21 protein-coding genes are annotated in these 23,020 nt (G+C 32.1%); 14 read left to right on the forward strand and 7 right to left on the reverse strand.

The window, feature by feature from the left end; all coding sequences use genetic code 11:
- Positions 1–14: 14 nt before the first annotated feature.
- Complete coding sequence (locus ASC44_RS01560) at positions 15–536, forward strand: DinB family protein (RefSeq protein ID WP_055445873.1); 522 nt, start codon at positions 15–17, stop codon at positions 534–536.
- A 373-nt stretch (positions 537–909) separates the two neighbouring features.
- Here ASC44_RS01560 and aroB read toward each other — a convergent pair whose 3' ends face one another.
- Positions 910–1,977: a 3-dehydroquinate synthase gene (aroB, locus tag ASC44_RS01565; protein WP_055445874.1), complete on the reverse strand. Its 1,068-nt coding sequence runs from the start codon at positions 1,975–1,977 to the stop codon at positions 910–912.
- Between the two features lie 92 nt (positions 1,978–2,069).
- Here aroB and ASC44_RS01570 point away from each other — a divergent pair, with 92 nt between their 5' ends.
- Positions 2,070–3,242: a proline dehydrogenase family protein gene (locus ASC44_RS01570; protein ID WP_055445875.1), complete on the forward strand. Its 1,173-nt coding sequence runs from the start codon at positions 2,070–2,072 to the stop codon at positions 3,240–3,242.
- Here the strand turns inward: ASC44_RS01570 and ASC44_RS01575 are convergent.
- The 6 genes from ASC44_RS01575 to porX all read right to left on the reverse strand — a co-directional run bounded on the left by ASC44_RS01575 (position 3,239) and on the right by porX (position 7,903).
- Positions 3,239–3,613, reverse strand: a complete 375-nt coding sequence (locus ASC44_RS01575) for a DUF4258 domain-containing protein (RefSeq protein WP_055446068.1) — start codon at positions 3,611–3,613, stop codon at positions 3,239–3,241. The two genes, ASC44_RS01570 and ASC44_RS01575, sit on opposite strands and share 4 nt — an antisense overlap.
- 109 nt (positions 3,614–3,722) lie before the next feature.
- The gene (locus ASC44_RS01580) at positions 3,723–4,922 is read right to left on the reverse strand and encodes an alanine dehydrogenase (protein ID WP_055445876.1); all 1,200 of its coding nucleotides are present in this window, start codon (positions 4,920–4,922) and stop codon (positions 3,723–3,725) included.
- A gap of 85 nt (positions 4,923–5,007) precedes the next feature.
- Entirely contained in the window at positions 5,008–5,538 is a 531-nt protein-coding gene (locus ASC44_RS01585) for a hypothetical protein (protein WP_241491388.1), read from the reverse strand.
- A complete protein-coding gene (locus tag ASC44_RS18150; RefSeq protein ID WP_169787484.1) occupies positions 5,504–5,644 on the reverse strand; it encodes a hypothetical protein in 141 nt (46 codons plus the stop codon). The genes ASC44_RS01585 and ASC44_RS18150 overlap by 35 nt, the downstream gene beginning before the upstream one ends.
- 181 nt (positions 5,645–5,825) lie before the next feature.
- On the reverse strand, positions 5,826–6,230 hold the full coding sequence (gene tsaE / locus ASC44_RS01590) for a tRNA (adenosine(37)-N6)-threonylcarbamoyltransferase complex ATPase subunit type 1 TsaE (RefSeq protein ID WP_055445877.1): 405 nt from the start codon (positions 6,228–6,230) through the stop codon (positions 5,826–5,828).
- A 119-nt stretch (positions 6,231–6,349) separates the two neighbouring features.
- Positions 6,350–7,903 (reverse strand): T9SS response regulator signal transducer PorX, encoded by a 1,554-nt coding sequence (gene porX / locus ASC44_RS01595; RefSeq protein WP_055445878.1) that lies wholly within the window; start codon positions 7,901–7,903, stop codon positions 6,350–6,352.
- A gap of 201 nt (positions 7,904–8,104) precedes the next feature.
- On the opposite strand from porX, the gene ASC44_RS01600 reads away from it, so the two are divergent.
- The 12 genes from ASC44_RS01600 to ASC44_RS01655 all read left to right on the forward strand — a co-directional run bounded on the left by ASC44_RS01600 (position 8,105) and on the right by ASC44_RS01655 (position 23,020).
- The gene (locus ASC44_RS01600; RefSeq protein ID WP_055446070.1) at positions 8,105–9,340 is read left to right on the forward strand and encodes an HD domain-containing protein; all 1,236 of its coding nucleotides are present in this window, start codon (positions 8,105–8,107) and stop codon (positions 9,338–9,340) included.
- A gap of 140 nt (positions 9,341–9,480) precedes the next feature.
- Positions 9,481–10,509: a UDP-3-O-(3-hydroxymyristoyl)glucosamine N-acyltransferase gene (gene lpxD, locus ASC44_RS01605; protein ID WP_055445879.1), complete on the forward strand. Its 1,029-nt coding sequence runs from the start codon at positions 9,481–9,483 to the stop codon at positions 10,507–10,509.
- Positions 10,496–11,902 (forward strand): bifunctional UDP-3-O-[3-hydroxymyristoyl] N-acetylglucosamine deacetylase/3-hydroxyacyl-ACP dehydratase, encoded by a 1,407-nt coding sequence (locus ASC44_RS01610; protein WP_055445880.1) that lies wholly within the window; start codon positions 10,496–10,498, stop codon positions 11,900–11,902. Before lpxD ends, ASC44_RS01610 begins: the two co-directional genes overlap by 14 nt.
- A 104-nt stretch (positions 11,903–12,006) precedes the next feature.
- Entirely contained in the window at positions 12,007–12,792 is a 786-nt protein-coding gene (gene lpxA, locus ASC44_RS01615; RefSeq protein ID WP_055445881.1) for an acyl-ACP--UDP-N-acetylglucosamine O-acyltransferase, read from the forward strand.
- A gap of 18 nt (positions 12,793–12,810) precedes the next feature.
- Positions 12,811–13,377 carry an elongation factor P gene (efp, locus tag ASC44_RS01620; RefSeq protein WP_055445882.1) on the forward strand — a complete coding sequence of 189 codons (567 nt, stop codon included), beginning with the start codon at positions 12,811–12,813 and terminating at the stop codon, positions 13,375–13,377.
- A 75-nt stretch (positions 13,378–13,452) separates the two neighbouring features.
- Positions 13,453–14,388, forward strand: coding sequence for a UDP-3-O-(3-hydroxymyristoyl)glucosamine N-acyltransferase (locus ASC44_RS01625; RefSeq protein WP_055445883.1), 936 nt, complete (start codon positions 13,453–13,455; stop codon positions 14,386–14,388).
- Positions 14,389–14,793, forward strand: a complete 405-nt coding sequence (locus ASC44_RS01630; protein ID WP_055445884.1) for a nuclear transport factor 2 family protein — start codon at positions 14,389–14,391, stop codon at positions 14,791–14,793.
- Positions 14,794–14,911: 118 nt separating this feature from the next.
- On the forward strand, positions 14,912–15,784 hold the full coding sequence (sucD, locus tag ASC44_RS01635) for a succinate--CoA ligase subunit alpha (protein ID WP_055445885.1): 873 nt from the start codon (positions 14,912–14,914) through the stop codon (positions 15,782–15,784).
- 202 nt (positions 15,785–15,986) lie between these two features.
- A complete protein-coding gene (locus tag ASC44_RS01640) occupies positions 15,987–18,956 on the forward strand; it encodes a M16 family metallopeptidase (RefSeq protein WP_055446071.1) in 2,970 nt (989 codons plus the stop codon).
- A gap of 220 nt (positions 18,957–19,176) precedes the next feature.
- Entirely contained in the window at positions 19,177–19,923 is a 747-nt protein-coding gene (fabG, locus tag ASC44_RS01645; RefSeq protein WP_055445886.1) for a 3-oxoacyl-[acyl-carrier-protein] reductase, read from the forward strand.
- 49 nt (positions 19,924–19,972) lie between these two features.
- A complete protein-coding gene (locus ASC44_RS01650) occupies positions 19,973–20,986 on the forward strand; it encodes a hypothetical protein (RefSeq protein WP_055445887.1) in 1,014 nt (337 codons plus the stop codon).
- Entirely contained in the window at positions 20,987–23,020 is a 2,034-nt protein-coding gene (locus ASC44_RS01655; RefSeq protein WP_055445888.1) for a vWA domain-containing protein, read from the forward strand.

Below are 23,020 nucleotides of genomic sequence, written 5' to 3' on the forward strand. Positions count from 1 at the left end.
AAATTTAAAGACAAATGAAAGTATCAGATTTAAATAAAGGTGAGTATCTGCCTTATTTTCAGCCGTATATTAATAAAATTAGCGATTTAGTGCTGTTTGATGGTTTGGAGGACGGATTAGAGAAAACAATTAGTTTCTTAAGGTCAATTCCTGCCGATAAGCTGGAGTATCGTTACGAAGAAGGTAAGTGGACTATTAAGGAGGTAATAAGTCATTTAATAGATTCGGAACGTATTTTTGCTTACAGAGCTTTGCGTTTTGCAAGAAAAGACAGGACTCCGGTAGCTGGCTTTGAGCAGGATGATTATATTTTAGAATGTTATGCTAATGAAAGGTCTATAGATAGTCTATTGGATGAGTTTGTGTTAGTGAAGCAAGCGACTATAGCGCTTTATAAAACATTTGTTAGTAATAGTGAGGTTTTAAAAAGAACTGGTATTGCTGGAGGAGGAGAGGTTTCTGTTCGTGCCTTAGGTTTTTTAATTTCTGGACATGAAAAACACCATTGTGACATCATAAGAGAGCGCTATTTGTAATTTTAGGCACTATTCTTCTTTGTTGTTCAAGAATCCTTCTTTTAAAACATACTTATCTTTGCTAAGTGTTTAGTCTCTCTAAAATTTGTCGTAATATAATATGTTTATTGCTTATTTTTAGTGTGGTAAATTGCGGAGTTAATTTTTGTTTTTACAACCTGAATGGTTTCATTTCTATGGTTGTAAAAAAAACAAATAGCACTATCTCTGTAGTCGCTTGAGGGCTTTAAAGTTAATGGTTATAGTGCTTCTGTTGTTGGTTTTTCTTGATCTACTATAGTTACTCGTGTAGCAGTAAAGGTTTAGATTAGGTTGTTTATATAGTTTAAAACCAGCGCATTGAGTTTGTTTTTTTTATTTTTTATAAATCACATTAAGCTTTGTAGAAATTAAAAGCCTCTAATATGTCTTCGTTTTTAACTGTGCAATCTGTTTTTGGTTTACCTATAGTTTCTAATAACACAAAGTTAATATTACCATGCTCGTTTTTCTTGTCGTACTTTAACAGCTCGATAATAGGAGAGAGGTCTGCTTCGTTAATTTCTACATGACCATAAACGGCTTTTATTACAGTTTTAATAGCGTTACTTTTTTCTTCCGAAAAACCACAGTATTTAACAGATAGATAATTGGCTAAAACAATTCCAATAGCAATAGCTTCTCCATGTAGTAAGCGCTCTTTATCATCGCTTTCCATGTAGTAAGATTCTATAGCGTGTCCTAAGGTGTGTCCGTAATTTAAAGTCTTGCGTAGGCCCTGTTCTGTAGGATCCTGCTCAACAATTGTTTTCTTTATTATTATTGATTCGTAAATTAAATGATCTAAATCATCTAATGTTGATTGAGATAGGTCTTTAAGTTTGTTCCAGTATTTTTCATCATAAATAAGGCCGTGTTTTAGCATTTCAGCTAAACCAGAGCGCATTTCTAATTGTGGTAAAGTTTCAAGAAAAGAAGTGTCAACAACAATGAGTTTTGGAGTGTTAATAACGCCAATTTGGTTTTTTAATGCACCTAAGTCAATTCCTGTCTTACCTCCAACGGAGGCGTCAACCATTGCTAATAGTGATGTCGGTACGTTTATAAAGTCTATACCTCGTTTAAAAGTAGAAGCGACAAAGCCTCCCAAGTCCGTAACAACGCCACCGCCAATATTAATAATAAGACTCTTTCTATCTGCGCCATACTCAGACAAGGCTTCCCATAAGCCTAAGCAGATGTCAAGGTTTTTAGATTCTTCTCCTGCGTCAATTTCTAGAATATCATAAGCAATTTCTGTATCAATATTCGATAAAAAACGAGGCACACAATCTATGTTTGTATTGGTGTCGCACAGAATAAAAACTTTCGAATAATTTGAGGCTTTTAAATGCTGGTTTAGTGCTTTGTAGCCTTCGTTATTGAAATGGATAGTATAATCTTGAGTTGTGATAGCTTTCATTAAAAGTGTTTTAATATGATGTAAAAGTAAGAAGTTTTTAAAGAAGTATAACTTAGTTAATTTATATTTGTGCAAATAATTTTCTCATAAAAATGATATCTAAAAACATCTTCGATAATACGGAAGTCGCTTTTGCTTTAAAAAGTGATTCAGAATTAGAGCGTGCTTATTTTTTATTTAAAATGATAGCGAACGAGCCTTTAGTTCGTATTGGTACAGCGGCAACTAGATTTGCTTTAAATGCTAGATTACCAGTAGAAGGGCTAATTAGGGCAACCGTTTTCGATCATTTTTGTGGAGGTGTAAATGAAGAAGATTGTTTACCTGCTATAGATAAGATGTTTACGGCTGGAGTTTGTTCTGTTTTAGATTATTCAGTTGAAGGTAAAGCATTGGAGAATCAGTTTGATAGTGCTCAAGCGCGTTTATCAAAAATTATAGAGTTCTCAGATGAAAAAGAAGCGATGCCAATTGTTGTTTTTAAACCTACTGGATTAGGACGTTTTGCATTATTTCAAAAAAAGGGAGAGGGAATAGCGTTTACAACTGAAGAAAATGAAGAATGGAGTAGGATTGTAGGTCGTTTTAAAACATTATGCAGCTTAGCAAAGTCTAAAGACGTTGAAGTGTTAATTGATGGAGAGGAGAGTTGGATGCAAAATGCAGCAGATGACTTAATAGAAGAGATGATGGAGCTCTATAATAAGGATGTGCCTATTGTTTATAATACTTTACAGACCTATCGTTGGGATAGATTAGCTTATTTAAAAGCTTCCCATGAACGTGCTAAAGAAAAAGGATATAAGCTAGGTTTTAAAATTGTTAGAGGTGCGTACATGGAAAAAGAGCGCGAAAGAGCGCAAGATAAAGGATACGATTCTCCAATTTGTGCAGACAAGAAGGCTACAGATGACAACTTTAATGATTGCCAGCGTTATATTTTAGAGAACTTAAATGATATATCTATATTTATAGGGACTCATAATGAAGAGAGTACTTACATGGCTTTAGAGTTAATGGAAGCCTTAGGTATTGAGAAAGAAGATAATCGTGTATGGTTTGGTCAATTGTATGGTATGAGTGACCATATAAGTTTCAACCTCGCTAAAAGCGGCTACAATGTGGCAAAGTACTTGCCTTTTGGACCTGTTAAAGATGTGATGCCTTACTTAATTCGTCGTGCGGAAGAAAACACTTCTGTTGCAGGACAAACAAGTAGAGAATTAGGTTTACTAAAGAAAGAGCGTAAACGTCGAAAAAATTAGTCTAAAAATTCAACAGAATTTATAGTTGCAGTCTTTTCGCAGTTTTCTACTATTACTCCTATGTCTTTGTTATCCACGGTGCCTTCAACAAAATAAAGTCCGCAAGGTTTTCTTTTGGCTTCGCTTTTAGAAAAATCTACATCACCTTTAAATAGAATGTAGTTTATATTTGTGGTGTCAATACTTTTAGAAGTCATAAAATCTTTAGCTTCATTAGAGTATACCAAGGTTTTGGTTCTAATGTTTTTTAATGTTCTAGCGTCTGGTCCGTAATCGCAAGAGGCTTTTTTTCCGTTTAAAAAAAAGGCTAAAATGACTAAACCAATAGAAAACCCACCAAAATAATAACCAAATCTTTTAAGTAAACTCATTTCAAATTTATTTTTCATCATTCTGAATTAATTTCAGAACTAAATTAATTTCAACAAAATTCGTGAATAAAACTGGTTTATAATAGAGAAAAAGCTATTAAAATAGGATTTAAAAAATAAGAAGATTTACATCGTTATAAGACATGTCAAACCATTCACCAACAGCACGATTAGTTAAAATACCATGGTAGAAGTAGAGGCCGTTTTTAAGTCCATGATCCATTCTTAGAGAGTGTTCTAAACCACCATCTTCACCAATTTGAAGGAGATAAGGTGTGAAAATGTTGCTAATTGACGCCGATGCTGTTCGCGAATAGCGAGCAGGAATATTAGGAACGCAATAATGTATTACACCATGTTTCTCGAAAACAGGATGTTTATGCGTTGTTACATCGCTAGTTTCAAAACAGCCACCCGTATCTATGCTTACGTCAATAATAACAGCACCTTTTTTCATTTGCTCTACCATGTCTTCTGTTACAATTACAGGAGATCTGTCTTTGCCTCGAACTGCACCAATTACTACGTCACAACGTTTTAGAGCCTTTTTTAAGTATTTTGGTTGAATAGTAGAAGTGTAAAGCGTTCTGCCTAAATTAGTTTGTACGCAACGGAGCTTAGTTATAGAGTTGTCAAAAATTTTCACATTTGCACCTAAGCCAATTGCGCTTCTGGCAGCAAATTCTCCTACGGTTCCTGCGCCAAGAATAACGACTTCTATTGGTGGTACACCGCTAATGTTTCCAAACATTAATCCGTTTCCGTTGGTTGTGTTGCTTAATAATTCTGAAGCAATTAAAACTGAAGCTGTTCCAGCAATTTCGCTTAATGCACGAACTGCGGGATAAGCACCGTCTTGATCGCGAATAAATTCGAATGCTAAAGCAGTAATACGTTTTTTAGCAAGTGTTTCGAAATATTCTTTAGACTGTGTTTTTATTTGTAAAGCCGAAATAAGTATGGTTTTCGGGTTTATTAATTTCAATTCTTCTAGAGTAGGAGGTTCTACTTTTAAAATCATTGGGCAACCATATACTTTGGCAACATCGTTAGTTATTTCTGCACCATTTTCGCTATAATCTTTATCGCTAAATTTGGAGCCTTTTCCTGCTCCAGATTCTACCAATACGCGATGACCATTATTTACTATAGCTGAAACGGCATCTGGAGTTAAACAAACACGCTTTTCTTGAAATGCTGTTTCTTTTGGAATACCAATAAATAGTGAGCTTTTTTGCTTTAAAATCTCTAAAGTCTCCTCTTGTGGTAGGAGTTGAGCCTTAGAAAATGGAGTAATGGGTTTTGCCATGTTTTGCTATTCGTTATTTACAAAGATTTAAATTACGAATAAATAGTAAATTAACAAGTAAATTATTTTTTATTATCTAATTCTATTAAAAAAACTGTTTTATTTTCCCCCAAAGAGTATTTGGTCGAAAAGTTAATTCGTCTTCAAGTTCTTGAGTGGATTTGTTTACGGTGTTAATTCTATTAAAAATTCTTGCCCTTACTAAGTAAATTGAAGGAATTATTATTGCCATAACTGGAATAAGATGAATTAGTTGAAATTCATCGATGTATGTAATATTATCATTAAAGAAAACAATTACTTGATAGGTGTACATTGTGATAGGTACTATTAACGCATGATACCACCAGTGACGGCAGGTTAAAAACCATATAAATACGAAAGTAAGAGGAAGTACTTTTCCTACTAAAACCCACATTGCAAAATTAGCTTCTTGCCAACTTTTTGCATCGTAAGCAAATAAATATGTTTCCCAAATTCTAGTATTTGGAATATTTTCATATAAATAAAAAAAATAGGGACTAAGAGCTATGTAAATAGCTATAATAGTCCCTAAAATGTATCCGTTTTTTGGCTTTTTATTAACCCATAGGGACTTTTCTGTATTTTTTTTCAATTCCGGTTTCTGTTTGATCATTTAAGTCAATAATGTTTGTAGCGTTTGCGGTGAAAAATACACCTCCGAAAATAGCTAATGCTATTAAATACTTTTTACTTTGCATAATTTATAGGGATTTAGATTAATTAATTACTCAAATCTAAATAAATTACTAGTTGGTATTTACGGGAAATGTTAATGTTATGTTAAAAACAGCTTTTTAAGCTTTTTTTGTTACGGTAAAAACCGTAATCGAGCCAAAAATACACTTTTTGATGAGATAAAAAAGTGTTATTATTTTAATTTCAAGTCATTTTTAGTGTTCTGGAAGTTTCATTTTTTAAAACAATCGTGATGCAATTATAATCATCAACTAAATTTTTAGTCAATTCTGGCCATTCTATAAATAGGTAAGCATTGGAGTTTAAATAGTCTTCAATTCCAAAATCGTAAAGTTCGCTTTCGTCTTCAACGCGATATAAATCGAAATGATATATAGTTTTAGTTTCAGTTTTGTATTCGTTAACTAGAGAGAAAGTAGGGCTACTAACGGTATCATTACAGCCTAAGGCTTTAACTAGCGCTTTTATTAAAGTTGTTTTACCGGCTCCCATTTCGGCTTCAAAGAGGAAAGATTTTGCAGTAGCGTGTTTTAAAACCGCTTTAGCAACGCTATCAATATCTTTTAATGTGTATTCTATTTCTAACATTTTGCAAAAATAAATCTTAAACTACAAATAACAATAAACAAATAATTAATAATTAAAAAACAAGAAGCAGCCTTAATTTAATAAGACTACTTCTTGTTACTCCATAATAAGACTATTTCTTATTTTGGATTTAGTACCACAAAAGGAATAATCATTTCTTCTAGTGAAACGCCTCCGTGTTGGTAGGTGTTCCTATAATAACTTACATAGTGATTATAGTTATTTGGATACGCAAAAAACAAATCGCTTTTAGCAAAAATAAAAGAGCTATTCATCGACATAGAAGGGAGGTGAATAGATTTTGGATCTTTGGCAGCCAATACGTCTTTATTCTCATAACTTAAACTACGTCCTGTTTTATAACGTAAGTTTAAACTTGTATCACGGTCTCCAACTACTTTGGAAGGGTTTTTTACGTTAATAGTACCATGGTCTGTAGTAATAATTAATTTAAAGCCCATTTGTTGTGCTTGCTGAATCATTTCTAATAATGGAGAGTTTTTAAACCAACTCTGTGTTAACGAACGATACGCTTTATCGTTAGAAGCTAATTCTTTTACAACATCCATTTCTGTTTTAGAATGCGATAACATATCTACAAAGTTGTAAACTACAACTGTTAAGTCGTTGTCTTTGGTGCCTTTAAAATTGTCTGCTAATTTTTTACCATTTTTTAAGTTGGTTATCTTGTAATATTCATGCTTGTAATTAGTTAAGCCTAAACGCTTCATTTGTGCTTCTAAAAAATCGTTTTCATGTAAATTTTTACCACCTTCATCTATATCATTTTTCCAGTATTCAGGATGAAGTTTTTCCATGTCACTAGGCATAAGTCCTGAAAATATAGCATTTCTAGCATATTGTGTAGCAGTAGGTAAAATACTAAAAAAAGCACTTTCTTTTTCCTTTTTATAATGATTGCTAACAAAAGGCTCGAAAGCTTTCCATTGGTCGTAGCGTAAATTATCTACAACAACTAAGAGTGTTGGTTGCTCTTTGCTTAGTTCTGGAACTATTTTGTCCTTAAATAAATTATAAGACAGAGTAGGCGCATCTACATTAGGCTCAAACCAGGTAGGGTAATTTTTGTCAATAAATTTTCCAAATAACACGTTCGCTTCATTTTTTTGCGACTCTAAAATCTCGAACATACCAGTATCTTCAATATCTTCAAGTTGCATTTCCCAATAAATAAGCTTTTGGTAAAGTGCAACCCATTCTTCGTAAGTATTTACCATTGCCATGTCCATAGCAATTTTTCTAAATTCTTGTTGGTAATTAGAGGTTGTTTTCTCCGATATTAATCGCGAATGGTCCAAATTCTTCTTTAAACTAAGTAAAATTTGATTTGGGTTTACTGGTTTTATAAGGTAATCGGCAATTTTATTGCCAATGGCGTCCTCCATTATATATTCCTCTTCACTTTTGGTAATCATAACCACAGGAAGCGTGTCTTGTTTCTCTTTTATTTCGTGTAACGTCTCCAAACCCGTTAAACCAGGCATGTTTTCGTCTAGAAACACGATATCAAACTTTTCTTCATCTAAAATCTCAAGCGCCTCTGTTCCGCTATTACACTTGGTAACGGCGTAGTTTTTTTTCTCTAAAAAGATAATATGTGGTTTTAGTAAATCGATTTCATCGTCAACCCAAAGTATTTTTATTTTATCCATGTATATTTGTTTATCTAATTTAGAACCCGTTTAAACTTTTTTCATTTGCTAAAAAAAATGCCCTTTTAAACTTATATTTTGTCTTTTTATCACTTCGTAACGATACTATGAAGTTTGAAAAAGTCTTCACCTAAGTTCAAAAAGCCTAATTTTCGCTTAAATGTAATAAGTATAAACGAGTTCTCAGTAAAAATTATCAGTTTGCAGAAAAGTAACAAACTTAAAATATTAAACGACCCAATTTACGGATTTATTACAATCCCTAATTCGTTAATTTTCGATTTAATCGAACATCGTTATTTCCAAAGGCTACGCCGCATCACACAAATGGGAATGAGTTATCTTGTATATCCAGGAGCTCACCACACGCGTTTTCATCACGCCATTGGCTGTATGCATTTAATGCAGAAATCGGTGCAAGTACTACGTTTTAAGGGTGTTGAGATTTCTGAAGAAGAAAAAAACGCACTCTATATCGCTATTTTATTGCATGATATTGGTCATGGACCATTCTCTCATGCAATGGAACATAGTATTGTAAATGGTGTCTCGCACGAGCATATTTCTATGCTTTTTATGGAGAAACTCAATGCTGAATTTAACAACGATTTAACGTTGGCGATTCAAATTTTTAAAGGCGAATATCCTCGACAGTTTATGTGTGAGCTTATTTCTAGCCAAATAGATATGGATAGAGCAGATTATTTAAAGCGCGATAGTTTTTATACTGGAGTTGCCGAAGGTAATATTAATAGCGAACGCTTAATTACCATGCTTAATGTTAAGGATGATAAATTAGTAGTCGAAGACAAAGGTATTTATAGTATAGAAAAGTTCTTGGTTGCCAGGCGCTTAATGTACTGGCAAGTGTATTTGCATAAAACAAGTTTATCTGCAGAGCAATTATTAATTAGGGTGCTTAAACGTGCTAAAGAATTAACAAAACGAGGCGAGGAGTTGCCAGCTAGTAAGCCACTTAAATATTTTCTAAAAAAAGAAATTACACTTGATAATTTCAATACCGAAAGTCTTGAGACGTTTTCGAAATTAGATGATTATGATATTGTTTCAGCAATGAAAGAATGGCAATATCACGACGATTTTGTCTTAAAAAATCTTTGTCAAATGATTATTAACAGAGATTTACTGAAGGTTAAAATTAAGAAGAAAGAGATTAAGTCTGCCTTATTAATTCAACATAAAAAGGAATTAATGGAAAAACATTCTATTTCTCAAGCTGAAGCTGAATATTTCGTATTCACAGGTGAAATATCGAATCAAGCGTATACTCGTAAAAAACAAGGGATAAATATTTTACATAAAAACGGAAAAATTGAAGATATAGTAAAAGCTAGTGATCAATTAAATCTTAAAGCCCTTGCTAAGCAAGTAACTAAGTTTTATATATGTTATCCAAAAGACAGTTTGAAAATGTAGTGGTTTTAACTTAATTTAAAGAATTATTGTCTAGAGATTAAAAGTATAACCTTTGGTTAATAGGCTTTTAGCTCTGTTAGATACAAACAACTCTTAAACAACCTACATTATATGATACATTTTTTCTATTTTTGCGAGAGATGAAATTTACAGCAGAACAAATAGCTGGTATTTTAGAAGGAGATGTTGTGGGTAATCCACAAGCGGAAGTTTCTAAATTATCAAAAATAGAGGAAGGTGTAGAAGGTGCTTTAACCTTTTTGGCCAATCCTAAATACACTCCTTATATATATAGTACAAAAGCATCTATTGCTATTGTAAATAAAGATTTCGAGCCAGAGCAAGAAATTACAACAACTTTAATAAAAGTTGATGATGCTTATAAGTCGTTTTCAAAACTATTAGAATACTACAACCAGGTCAAGCTTAATAAGTTTGGAATTGAACAACCTTCTTTTATGTCAGAGTCTGCCGCAGTAGGTAGTGATATTTATGTGGGAGCATTTTCATACATAGGAGAGCAAGTTGTTATTGGAAATAATGTAAAAATTTTTCCAGGATGTTACATTGGAGATAATGTAACTATTGGTGATGATACAGTGTTATTTGCAGGAGCGAAAATTTATTCAGAATGTATAATAGGTAAAAACTGTGTTATAAACTCTGGAGCAATAATTGGTGCAGATGGATTTGGTTTCGCACCAAACGAAGCGGGTGAGTATGATAAGGTACCACAGATTGGAAATGTTATTATAGAAGATTTTGTAGATGTAGGAGCGGCAACTACAATAGATAGAGCTACTTTAGGATCTACTATAATTAGAAGAGGTGTTAAGTTAGATAATCAGATTCAAATTGCGCATAATGTTGAAATTGGGAAAAATACAGTAATTGCAGCGCAAGCAGGCGTTGCAGGTTCTACTAAAATTGGTGAAAATTGCCAAATAGGAGGTCAAGTAGGTTTTGCAGGACATTTAGTAATTGGAAATAATGTTAAAATACAAGCACAGTCTGGTGTGGGTAAAAATATAAAGGACAACGATGTTTTACAAGGTTCACCAGCCTTTGGTTATGGTGACTGGAATAAATCTTATGTTTACTTTAAAAATTTACCTAAATTAGTTAAAACTATAAACGAGTTAGAAAAAAAAGGAAATGGCAATAGTTAATTCGGAAATTAAACAGAAAACCATAGGTGGTGAAGTCTCTTTAACTGGTGTAGGACTACATACAGGAAAAAGTGTATCTCTAACTTTTAAACCTGCTCCAGTAAATTCTGGATTCGCTTTTAAACGAATAGATCTTGAAGGTAGTCCGGTTATAGAAGCAGATGCTAACTATGTTACAAACACACAGCGTGGCACTTGTTTAGAGAAAAATGGTGTAACTATACAAACATGTGAGCATGTTTTAGCTGCATTTGTAGGTTTAGACATCGATAATGCAATTATAGAATTAGATAACGCTGAGCCTCCAATTATGGATGGATCTTCAAAATTCTTTGTAGAAGCTATTGAGAAAGCCGGAATTATAGAGTTAGAAGCGTTTCGCGAAGAATATGTTGTAAAAGATGTTATTTCGTATTTAGACGAAGAATCTGGTAGTGAAATTCTGGTTATGCCGGCAAAAGAATACCAAGTTACGACTATGGTAGATTTTGGTACTAAAGTTTTGGGTACTCAAAATGCGACACTTAATCGTTTATCAGATTTTAAAAAGGATATCTCAGAGGCACGTACATTTAGTTTTTTACATGAATTAGAATCTCTTTTAGAACACGGTTTAATTAAAGGTGGAGATTTAAACAATGCTATCGTTTATGTGGACAAAGAATTGTCGCCAGAAACAATGGAAAAATTACAAGTCGCTTTTAACAAGGATAAAATAACGGTAAAACCCAATGGTATTCTTGATAATCTAACTTTGCACCACCCTAATGAAGCGGCAAGGCATAAGTTATTAGATGTTATCGGAGATTTGGCATTAATAGGTACCAGAATTCGTGGAAAAGTTATTGCGAATAAGCCTGGACACTTTGTAAATACACAGTTTGCAAAGAAAATGTCTAAATTGATTAAAAATGAAAGACGTAACAATGTTCCTTCTATAGATTTAAATCAGCCACCATTAATGGATGTTAATCAAATAATGGATATGTTACCGCATAGGCAACCCTTTTTATTACTTGATAAGGTTTTTGAGTTAACGAACTCCAAAGTTATTGGAATGAAAAATGTGACTATGAACGAAGAGTTCTTTAAAGGTCATTTTCCGGGCTCTCCAGTAATGCCAGGTGTGCTAATTGTAGAAGCCATGGCGCAAACAGGAGGTATTCTAGTATTAAGTACTGTTCCTGATCCAGAAAATTACCTAACATTTTTTATGAAAATGGATAAAGTGAAATTTAAGCAAAAAGTAGTACCTGGTGATACCTTAATTTTTAAATGTGAATTAATTACACCAATAAGAAGAGGTATTTGTCATATGCAAGGTTATGCTTATGCGAATGGGAAATTATGTGCAGAAGCCGAATTAATGGCACAAATATCTAAAATAAAATAATTTATTAGTGCATTAGAGTAGTGAAAGGACTAACACTTTATTACTCTAAATAAAAAACGTTAAACAGCGAATAAATTTTACCTTTTACAATAAATAATATAAAAATGAACCAACCCTTAGCATACGTACATCCAGGAGCAAAAATCGCGAAAAATGTAGTTATTGAGCCTTTTACGACTATATATAATAATGTTACCATTGGAGAAGGGACTTGGATTGGAAGTAATGTAACTATTATGGAAGGTGCTCGAATAGGTAAAAATTGCAGTATTTTTCCAGGCTCTGTAATCTCAGCTGTACCGCAGGATTTAAAGTATGATGATGAAGATACGTTAACTATTATAGGTGACAACGTAACTATTAGAGAATGCGTTACTATTAATAGAGGTACCACAGATAGAATGAAAACAATTATTGGAGATAATTGTTTAATAATGGCATATTGCCATATTGCACACGATTGTATTGTTGGAAATAATTGTATTTTTTCTAATAATAGTACACTTGCAGGACATATTACCATTGGTGATTATGTAATATTGGCGGGAATGACAGCAATCCACCAGTTTTGTTCAGTAGGAAATCATGCATTTGTAACTGGAGGTTCTTTAGTAAGAAAAGATGTGCCACCTTTTGTAAAAGCTGGTAGAGAACCTTTGTCTTATGTTGGAATTAATTCTGTAGGATTAAGAAGAAGAGGTTATACAACAGAGAAAATAAGAGAAATTCAGGATATATTTAGAATATTATATCAAAAAAATTATAACAATACACAAGCTGCTGGTATTATAGAAGCAGAAATGGAAGCAACAACAGAACGCGACGAGATTCTTCAGTTTATTAAGAATTCTCATCGTGGTATTATGAAAGGTTACTTCAAATCAAATTAAAAAATAAATTTAAAGAATATGGCTACTACTTCAGATATAAGAAACGGATTATGTATTAAATACAATAATGATATTTATAAAATTATTGAATTTCTTCATGTAAAACCAGGAAAAGGTCCTGCTTTTGTTCGTACTAAAATGAAAAGTGTTACCAATGGAAAAGTATTAGACAATACATTTTCTGCTGGACATAAATTGGAAGATGTTCGTGTAGAAACTCATAAATTTCAATATCTATATAATGATGGTGAATTTTATCATTTTATGAATGAATCAGATTACACACAAATAAGACTTTTGGAAGCTGCTTTGGATAATCCTGGATTAATGAAAGAAGGAGAAGTGGTGACTATTCAAATTAACACTGAGGACAATATGCCATTGTCGGTAGAATTGCCTGCAACAGTTATTTTAGAAATTACAGCTACAGAGCCAGGAGTAAAAGGAAACACGGCAACTAATGCAACTAAGCCAGCAACTGTTGAAACAGGTGCGGAAGTAAATGTCCCTTTGTTTATAAATGAAGGTGATAAGATTAAGGTTGAAACAACAAAAGGAACGTACAAAGAGCGCGTAAAAGAATAAATAAAGTTAGAAGTTTTTAGTTTAGGGTAAGGTTTCTTGCTGTAAATTAGACTTTATACATTGAAATAAAAAAAAATGAAATTCCCAAATCCACATAACTTAAAAGAAGTTGCCCAAATAATCAACTGTGATTATGTTGGAGCAGATGATTTTCAGGTTTTAGGAATGAATGAAATTCACGTAGTAGAACCAGGAGATATTGTTTTTGTAGATCATCCTAAATACTATGATAAAGCTTTGCAATCTGCAGCTACTATTGTTTTAATTAACAAAGATGTAGATTGCCCAGAAGGAAAAGCACTTCTAATAAGTGACGATCCTTTTCGTGATTTTAACAAACTAACTAATTATTTTAAGCCTTTTCAACCTGCGATTAGTAGTATTTCACCTTCTGCTAAAATAGGAGAGAACACGGTAGTGCAACCAAATTGTTTTATTGGTAATAATGTAACAATTGGTAATAATTGTGTTATTCATGCAAATGTTACAATTTACGACGATGCGGTTATTGGTAATAATGTCACTATACATTCAGGAACTATTTTAGGAGCAAGTGCTTTTTATTACAAAAATAGACCAGAAGGTTTCGATCAATTAATTTCTGGAGGTCGCGTTGTTATTGAAGATAATGTAGATATTGGTGCTCTATGTACAATTGATAAAGGAGTAACAGGAGATACAACTATTGGCGCTGGATCAAAATTAGATAACCAGATACAGGTTGGGCATGATACTGTAATTGGTAAAAAATGCCTTATTGCATCACAAGTTGGTATTGCAGGTTGTTGTATAATTGAAGACGAAGTAACAATTTGGGGACAAGTAGGTACAAATAGCGGCATTACTATTGGAAAAAAAGCAATTATCCTTGGTCAAACAGGTGTTACAAAATCTGTTGCCGGTGGAAAAAGCTATTTTGGAACACCAATTGAAGAAGCAAGAGTTAAATTAAAAGAGCTTGCTTATGTAAAGCAAATTCCTAATATTATGGATCAATTAAAAAATAAATAGATGTCTGCTAAAAAAATAGTTAAAGCTTTTTACGATTCAAATTTAGCACTAGATGAAAATATAATCGACATGTTTCATGAAGACTGTGTTTTGCATTGGAATAGTAGTCAAGGATTTTCAACTATTAATAAAGCGGGTATTGCAGAAATGCTTAAGGGTGTAAAGGAATCCTATTTATCATTTAATTATAGATTGAGTCATCTTTTAGGAGATGGTGATACAATTACCGCGAGATATACTATTTACTGTACTACTATTGAAAGGCCAACTAAGGAAGAGCCGTTAGCTCATTTTATTTCAATTTGGGAGGTTAAAGACAATAAATTATACAAAGGACACGAGATAAGTCAGAAATTAGATGATAGTGTTGAAAACTTAACATCTTTTTCTGAAATAAAGTTATAAATACATTTAAAAATTTGCTTTCAAAAACTTACTTTTGTTACAAATAAATAAAAACAACTCCATTTTTGTTTCCTTTTAGGGAAATGTCTGAAAAGACAATGGGACAAAATACATACAAATGAGCGTTTTAGTAAACAAAGATTCAAAAATTATTGTTCAAGGATTTACTGGTAGTGAAGGAACATTTCACGCTGGACAAATGATTGAGTACGGAACAAATGTTGTTGGTGGTGTAACTCCAGGAAAAGGAGGTCAAACACACTTAGACAGACCAGTTTTTAATACAGTTGAAGAAGCTGTTACAAAAGTAGGTGCAGATACAACTATTATTTTTGTACCACCAGCTTTCGCTGCAGATGCTATTATGGAAGCTGCAGAAGCAGGTATTAAAGTAATTATTTGTATTACTGAAGGTATTCCTGTTGCAGACATGATCAAAGCATCAGACTACATCAAAGGAAAAGAGTGTAGATTAATAGGCCCTAACTGTCCAGGAGTTATTACTCCAGGTGAAGCTAAAGTTGGTATTATGCCAGGTTTTGTTTTCAAAAAAGGTACTGTTGGTATTGTTTCTAAATCTGGAACATTAACTTATGAGGCTGCTGATCAAGTTGTAAAACAAGGTTTAGGAATTACTACTGCAATTGGTATTGGTGGAGATCCAATTATTGGAACAACGACCAAGGAAGCTGTTGAGTTATTAATTAACGATCCAGAAACTGAAGCAGTTGTTATGATTGGTGAAATTGGAGGTCAATTAGAAGCAGATGCTGCTAATTGGTATAAAGCTAGTGGATCTAAAAAACCAGTTATTGGTTTTATTGCTGGTGAAACTGCTCCTGCAGGTCGTACTATGGGACATGCTGGTGCAATTGTTGGAGGAAGTGATGATACCGCTCAAGCTAAAAAAGAAATTATGAGAGCATGTGGAATTCACGTTGTAGATTCTCCTGCTGAAATAGGTAAAAAAGTTAAAGAAGTTTTAGGATAGGCTTTTAAAATTTCAATGTTTTAATAGTTAAATTCTGTTAAAATATATGTAATATATTAACGTATTAAGTTCGTTGGCTGTAAATTAGCTAACGAACTTTTTCGTTTTACAAAACACTCATTTTCTTTAAAAACAGATAGTGAGTTTAGTTGTGATACTAAAAAAGGAAATATTAATAACACCAACCAAAAATCAATTACCAATGAAAAAATCAAAATTTGTGGTTATTCTTTTGTTTGTAGCTTTAGTTTATAGCTGTAAGAAAGAAGAAACCAAACCAATGGCTTACGCTGTAGAAAGTCAAAAAGACGCAAATGGTTTTACTTATGAAACTGTTGAAAACGATCCAACAGGATTACGTTTGTACACCTTAGACAATGGTCTAAAAGTGTATATGAGTAAAAACACAGACGAACCTAAAATACAAACTTACATTGCGGTAAGAGCTGGTTCTAATTACGATCCTAAAGAATCTACAGGTTTAGCACATTACCTAGAACACATGGTTTTTAAAGGAACTGACGAAATAGGTACTGTAGATTACGAAAAAGAGAAAGTGTATTTAGATAAAATTTCAGATTTATACGAGCAGCACAGAGCAGAGCAAGATCCTGATAAAAAACTAGAACTTTATCGTGAAATCGATAAAGTATCTTTAGAAGCTTCAAACTATTCTGTAGCAAATGAGTATGATAAAATGACAAGCTCACTTGGAGCAACAGGAACTAACGCACATACTTGGTATGAGGAAACAGTTTACAAAAACAAAATACCTGCAAACGAACTTAGTAAGTGGTTAGCGCTGGAAGAAGAACGTTTTAGTAAATTAGTATTACGTTTATTTCATACGGAATTAGAAGCGGTATTCGAAGAGTTTAATAGAGGACAAGATAATGATGGTAGAAAACGTTATGCAGCAATGTTAGATGGTTTATTTCCAAATCATCCTTATGGGCAACAAAAAACTATAGGTACAGCAGAACATTTAAAGAATCCTTCTTTAGTTGATATTAATAATTATTTCGACAAATATTACGTACCAAATAATATGGCAATGGTATTGGTAGGAGATTTAGATTTTGATGCAACAATAAAAGAAGTAGAAGCTACTTTTGGAAAACTAGAACGTAAAGAGGTTATACATCCAGTATTACCAAAAGAAGAAGCAATAACAAGTGTATTAACTACAGAGGTTTTTGGGCCAACTTCAGAAAGTGTGTCTATTGCATATCGTGCAGGAGCAGTAAATACTAAGGAAGAAAAGTTAGTAACCCTTTGTGATATGATTTTAGCAAACGGAAATGCAGGATTAATTGATTTAAACTTAAATCAGAAGCAATTAGTGCAAAGAGCAGGTTGTAGTCCAACATTCTTAAATGATTATGGATACCATAGTTTTTCGGGTTCTCCAAAGGAAGGGCAATCTCTTGATGAAGTTAAAGAATTAATTTTAGGACAAATTGAAAAACTTAAAAAAGGTGAGTTTGAAGATTGGATGATGGATGCAGTAATTAACGATCTTAAAAAATCGCAACTTCAGGAATATGAAAATAGTACAGCATTGGCTTCGGCATATTTTGATGCTTTTATTCATAGAGTAAATTGGAATGATAAAGTAAGATTCTTAAACGATTTAAAGAAAATCACGAAACAAGAATTAGTAGATTTCGCTAATACCTTTTATAAAGATAACTACGTAGTTACATATAAGCGTAAAGGAGAAGACAGCAATATTGTAAAAGTATCTAACCCAGGTATAACGCCAGTTAAGCTAAATAGAGATCTATCTTCAGATTACATAAAAGCATTTAACGCAAAGACATCTAAACCATTAGCGCCGTTATATGTTGATTACACTTCAGCTATAAAAGAAAAGAAAACTAATAGTGGTTTAAATGTTTCATATATTGAAAATGAAACTAACGATTTGTTTACTATGAATATTATTTTCGACATGGGAAGTGATAGTGATAAGAAATTAGGTTTAGCAGTTGGTTACCTTGAGTACTTAGGGACAGAGAAGTATTCGGCTGAAGCTTTAAAGAAAGAATTCTACAAGTTAGGAATTGATTATTCTGTAAATACAGGAGGAGAACAAACATTTGTTGGTTTAAGTGGGTTAAAAGAAAACTTACCAAAAGGATTAGAGTTATTAGAACACCTTTGGGAAAATGCAGTACCAAATAAAGAGGCTTATGGTAAATATGTAGAGTCAATTGGTAAAGGAAGACAAAATAACAAAACGAATAAAGGTAGTATTTTGCGTTCTGGCTTAATGAATTATGCTAAATATGGAGAAAATTCAAGACTAAGAAACATCATTTCTGTTAGCGAATTAGAAAAAATAGAACCACAAGAACTTGTAGATATAACTAAGAATTTAAAAAATTATAATCAACGTATTTTTTATTACGGTAAAGATGTAGATGAAGCAGTTTCTGCTTTAAATACTTTTCATAAAGTGCCAGAAAAACTAGAGGAGTATCCAGAAGCTATAGTTTATGAGGAAAAAGAAACTGGTGGTAACGTGTATTTTGTAGATTACGATATGGTACAAAGTGAAATGATGTTTTTAGCAAAAGGAGAGCCTTTTAAAGCAGAAAACATGGCAGCTTCTACACTGTTTAACACATATTTTGGAGGTGGTTTATCTTCTATTGTATTTCAAGAAATTCGTGAGTCTAAATCATTAGCGTATTCTGCTTGGTCTAATTATTCTACAGCACGTAAATTAGATGATTCTAACTATGTGATGGCGTATATTGGAACTCAAGCTAATAAAATGCCTCAAGCGGTTGAAGCTATGATGGATTTAATGAATAATATGCCAGAAGCAGAAGAGCAATTTATTGCAGCTAAAGAGTCTACATTAAAGAAGTTAGCTGCTCAGCGTATTACAAAATCTAACATTTTTTGGAGTTATGAAAGACTTCAAAAATTAGGAATAGATAATGATAACCGTGAGGAGATGTATAATGCTATTCAAAGCATGACAATGGCAGATTTACGTGACTTCTTTAATACAAACATTAAAGGTGAAAACTATAACGTAATGGTTGTTGGTAATAAAAAAGATATTGATTTCAAAGCACTTAAGAAATTAGGTGAAGTACAGGAAATGGATGTCGATCATTTGTTTAATTACGAAAAAGCACAAGACGTTAAGTTGTAATAAATCTTGATATTCTGACAGAGTCAGTAATTAGTTATTAAATCCTCACAAATACTTTAATTTGTGAGGATTTTTTATTCCGAAGAACATAGTAATTACTATATTTGAAACACAATTAAACCAATTTTTATATGAAACGAGCATGCTATAAAATCTATCGATTATTAGATGGATTGGAAGTGAAGAGCATGTGACTTGAAAAAATAACAAATAAATACATATGAAACTTTTAGAAGGTAAAACAGCCATAATTACAGGAGCAAGTAGAGGTATTGGAAAAGGTATCGCGCAAGTATTTGCACAACAAGGTGCTAATGTTGCATTTACATACAGCTCTTCTGTAGAAGCAGCTAACGCATTAGAAAAAGAATTAAATGCTTTAGGTGTTAAAGCAAAAGGATATAAAAGTAATGCAGCGAATTTTGAAGACTCTCAAAAATTAGCTGAAGAGGTGTTAGCCGAATTTGGTAGTATCGACATTTTAATTAATAATGCAGGAATTACAAAAGATAATTTGTTAATGAGAATGGGAGAGGATGACTTCGATAAAGTAATCGAAGTGAACCTAAAATCTGTTTTTAACATGACCAAGGCAGTAATGCGACCAATGTTAAAGCAACGTAAAGGCTCAATTATTAATATGAGTTCTGTTGTTGGTGTAAAAGGAAACGCTGGACAAACAAACTATGCAGCTTCTAAAGCAGGAATTATTGGTTTTTCTAAATCTGTAGCTTTAGAATTAGGATCAAGAAACATTAGAAGTAATGTAGTTGCTCCAGGTTTTATAGAAACTGAGATGACTGCAAAGTTAGACGAAGAAACCGTTAAAACATGGCGAAATGCCATTCCTTTAAAACGTGGTGGAACACCAGAAGACATAGCTAATGTTTGTGTTTTCTTAGCAAGCGATATGTCAGCTTATGTTACAGGGCAGACGTTGAATGTTGATGGCGGAATGTTAACATAGTTATTAGATTAAGTATAATATATTTTAAATAATAAAAACTAGAATTAATTTGAAGAATTTATTAATAATATTAGCTGTTTTCTTTACAGTAGCGATTAAAGCTCAAATTTCAAGTTCACAGAAACTTGCAGGAAACCTCAAAGAAATCAAAAAAGAAAATTTTGAATATTTTAAGAACACTACAACAATTTTTATTTTATCGAATGTTTTTGAAAAGGAGCAATATGAGTCAATATTAAAAAATAATTGGACAGTAACTCCATATGAAATTGTTGATATCAATGAGTTGGATAGAACAAAATATCTAAATGGCAAATATTCTTTTGCTGAATTACAAGCTTACTCATCATCAAAACAAAAAAACGGAGTAAGATCTGGGTTAATATCTGTGATTTCGTTAATTAATTTTTATTTTATAAATCCGGATAAACTAAATTCAGTAAAAGAGTCATTAAGTAAGCTTAAAAAAGCAAAAAAAAATTATCAAGAAAAATCAAGAAATATTTTCAGCAAAAACAAAGAACGAGTAGCAGATATATTTCTTGCTCCAAATGGAGAATTACTTCGTAGTCTATATAAAAATGATGGTGTAGGTGAAAAATCACTTTTCTCAAAAGATTTATTCGTTAATTATAAATTAGGATACTTAAAAAACTATTTTCAGAAGGTTAGTAGTTTGATTTCTGAAAACAAAAGTTATTGGTTGTATGCTCAAGATTTTTTGCCAGAATTAAAAAAGCTAAAAGAGAACACTTTGATTATTTCTAAATACCAGAAATTATTTATTAATCGTAAAAAAGCTGATAAGTTTGAAGCTTTAATGGAAGATTATGATTATGAATATGATGTAAAAGAGGAAGAGGAAATAAATCAAAAAATTCTTGATGGTGAAGAATTTTATTATCTAAATTTCACAAGGATTAATAGTGGAGCTAGAATTATTAATATTTTTAATAGTAAATCAGGAGAGATAGTCTTGCGTCATCATTTAAATCCTGGTATGAAATTCACTCTAACAAAAAAACAAATTCAATTTATAAATAAATCGGTTAATAGTCTTTAATTGCAAACACAAACTCTCTTATACATAATACTCGCAGGAATAATAGCGCTTTTATTAGCGCTATTCCAGTATAAATACAAGTCAAAAGGTGCGCCTAAAAAGAATGCAATTTTCACTTCCCTTCGTTTTTTAAGTGTTTTTGGTATTCTGTTATTGCTTATAAATCCTAAGTTCGATCAAATAAACGTTTATAACGAAAAACCAAACTTAGTAGTTGCTATAGATAATTCTAATTCGATAAAACATTTAAATCAAGAAGAAAACGTTGCTAATATTCTACAGCGTATTAGAAGTAACGAAACACTAAAAGATAAGTTTAATATCGATGTGTTTACTTTTGGAAACACACTTAACGCGTCAGATTCATTATCCTTTACAGAGAATCAAACCAATATAGATAAGGCTTTTAAGGAGTTAAACCAAGTATATAAAAGAACGGTTTCTCCAACCATTATTATTAGTGATGGCAATCAAACCTATGGAAACGATTATGAATATGCTGCAAAAAAATACAATCAACCAATATATCCAATAGTAGTTGGTGATACCACACGTTATTCAGATTTAAAACTAAAACAACTTAACGTTAATAAATACGCGTTTTTAAAGAATAAGTTTCCAATAGAAGCTATTTTAGTTTATAATGGCGATCAAAATGTAAATACAAAGTTTGTAATAACTTCGGGTAAAAATACTCTGTATTCTAAGAATGTTAGTTTTTCGGAAACCAATAATTCTAAAATTTTAAACTTCACTTTGCCAGCAAATAGTGTTGGTGTAAAAAGTTACGTCGCCAATTTAATTCCTATTGCAACAGAAAAAAATAAAGCTAATAATAGTAAGAATTTTGCGGTTGAAGTAGTCGACGAAAAAACAAAAGTAGCCATTGTGAGTTCTGTTTTACATCCAGATTTAGGGATGTTAAAAAAGAGTATAGAAACTAACGAACAACGAAAAGTGGTATTTTTAAAACAGCAAGAAGCAATCAATCAATTAAATGACTTACAGCTGGTTGTCGTGTATAGTCCAAACAATTCATTTAAAGGTTTGTTTGATGCTTTAAAGCTTCAGAATAAAAATAAATTTATAATTGCAGGACCTAAAACAGACTTCAATTTTCTTAATAAAGTGAGTGAGCATTATCAACACGATATCACATCTCAAACCGAAGATTATCAACCAGCTTTAAATGTAAATTACAGTTCTTTTATTGTCGACGATTTAGATTTTGAATCCTTTCCACCTTTGTTATCTAATTTTGGAGAGCCTACTTTTTCGGTGCCTTTCGAAAGTATTCTTTATAAAAAAATAGGAGCTATAAATACCGAAGAACCACTTTTAGCGACCTTCGAAATAAACGGAAGACGAGAAGCTGTTTTGTTTGGAGAAAACCTTTGGAAATGGAGAGCACAAAGTTTTATTAATACAGACGATTTTAATGCTTTCGATAATTTTACAGGAAAACTAATACAATACCTTGCCTCTAATAAAAGAAAAAATAGATTAAACTTAGATTATGAATCATTTTACCAAGGCAGTAGTAATATTATAATGTCTGCTCAGTTTTTTAATAAAAACTACGAGTTTGATGCTAACGAGAATTTAAATATCATTTTAACAGACAAAATAAGTAAGACGTCTAAAACCATTCCTTTCATTTTAAAAAACAATAATTATCAAGTCGATTTAAGTACATTGCCAGCATCAGACTATACATTTACAGTAAAAGCAACTAGTGAGAACATTTCAAAATCTGGTAATTTTAAAATATTAGAATACAATATAGAACAGCAATTTTTAAATGCTAATGTTTCAAAATTAAAAGCTATTGCAAGTGAAAGTAATGGAGGAAGCTATTTCATTAATAATTATGAAGCAATAATAGACGATTTGGCAAAAGACGAGCGCTACAAACCAATTCAGAAGAGCAGTAAAAATATCGTACCTTTAATCGATTGGAAATATTTACTTGCTTTAATTGCTTTGACATTAGCGATAGAGTGGTTTATGAGAAAATATAACGGATTAATATAA

The sequence above is a fragment of the Lacinutrix mariniflava genome, from assembly GCF_001418015.1.
Classification (GTDB): Bacteria; Bacteroidota; Bacteroidia; order Flavobacteriales; family Flavobacteriaceae; genus Lacinutrix; species Lacinutrix mariniflava.

Excerpts from the sequence above, each read along its gene's own strand:
- lpxD (WP_055445879.1), top strand. The coding sequence starts at position 9,481 with ATGAAATTTACAGCAGAACAAATAGCTGGTATTTTAGAAGGAGATGTT.
- ASC44_RS01630 (WP_055445884.1), top strand. The coding sequence starts at position 14,389 with ATGTCTGCTAAAAAAATAGTTAAAGCTTTTTACGATTCAAATTTAGCA.
- tsaE (WP_055445877.1), bottom strand. The coding sequence starts at position 6,230 with ATGTTAGAAATAGAATACACATTAAAAGATATTGATAGCGTTGCTAAA.
- porX (WP_055445878.1), bottom strand. The coding sequence starts at position 7,903 with ATGGATAAAATAAAAATACTTTGGGTTGACGATGAAATCGATTTACTA.
- ASC44_RS01580 (WP_055445876.1), bottom strand. The coding sequence starts at position 4,922 with ATGGCAAAACCCATTACTCCATTTTCTAAGGCTCAACTCCTACCACAA.
- ASC44_RS01625 (WP_055445883.1), top strand. The coding sequence starts at position 13,453 with ATGAAATTCCCAAATCCACATAACTTAAAAGAAGTTGCCCAAATAATC.
- ASC44_RS18150 (WP_169787484.1), bottom strand. The coding sequence starts at position 5,644 with ATGCAAAGTAAAAAGTATTTAATAGCATTAGCTATTTTCGGAGGTGTA.
- ASC44_RS01640 (WP_055446071.1), top strand. The coding sequence starts at position 15,987 with ATGAAAAAATCAAAATTTGTGGTTATTCTTTTGTTTGTAGCTTTAGTT.
- lpxA (WP_055445881.1), top strand. The coding sequence starts at position 12,007 with ATGAACCAACCCTTAGCATACGTACATCCAGGAGCAAAAATCGCGAAA.
- fabG (WP_055445886.1), top strand. The coding sequence starts at position 19,177 with ATGAAACTTTTAGAAGGTAAAACAGCCATAATTACAGGAGCAAGTAGA.
- ASC44_RS01575 (WP_055446068.1), bottom strand. The coding sequence starts at position 3,613 with ATGAGTTTACTTAAAAGATTTGGTTATTATTTTGGTGGGTTTTCTATT.
- ASC44_RS01560 (WP_055445873.1), top strand. The coding sequence starts at position 15 with ATGAAAGTATCAGATTTAAATAAAGGTGAGTATCTGCCTTATTTTCAG.
- ASC44_RS01610 (WP_055445880.1), top strand. The coding sequence starts at position 10,496 with ATGGCAATAGTTAATTCGGAAATTAAACAGAAAACCATAGGTGGTGAA.
- ASC44_RS01570 (WP_055445875.1), top strand. The coding sequence starts at position 2,070 with ATGATATCTAAAAACATCTTCGATAATACGGAAGTCGCTTTTGCTTTA.
- aroB (WP_055445874.1), bottom strand. The coding sequence starts at position 1,977 with ATGAAAGCTATCACAACTCAAGATTATACTATCCATTTCAATAACGAA.
- efp (WP_055445882.1), top strand. The coding sequence starts at position 12,811 with ATGGCTACTACTTCAGATATAAGAAACGGATTATGTATTAAATACAAT.
- sucD (WP_055445885.1), top strand. The coding sequence starts at position 14,912 with ATGAGCGTTTTAGTAAACAAAGATTCAAAAATTATTGTTCAAGGATTT.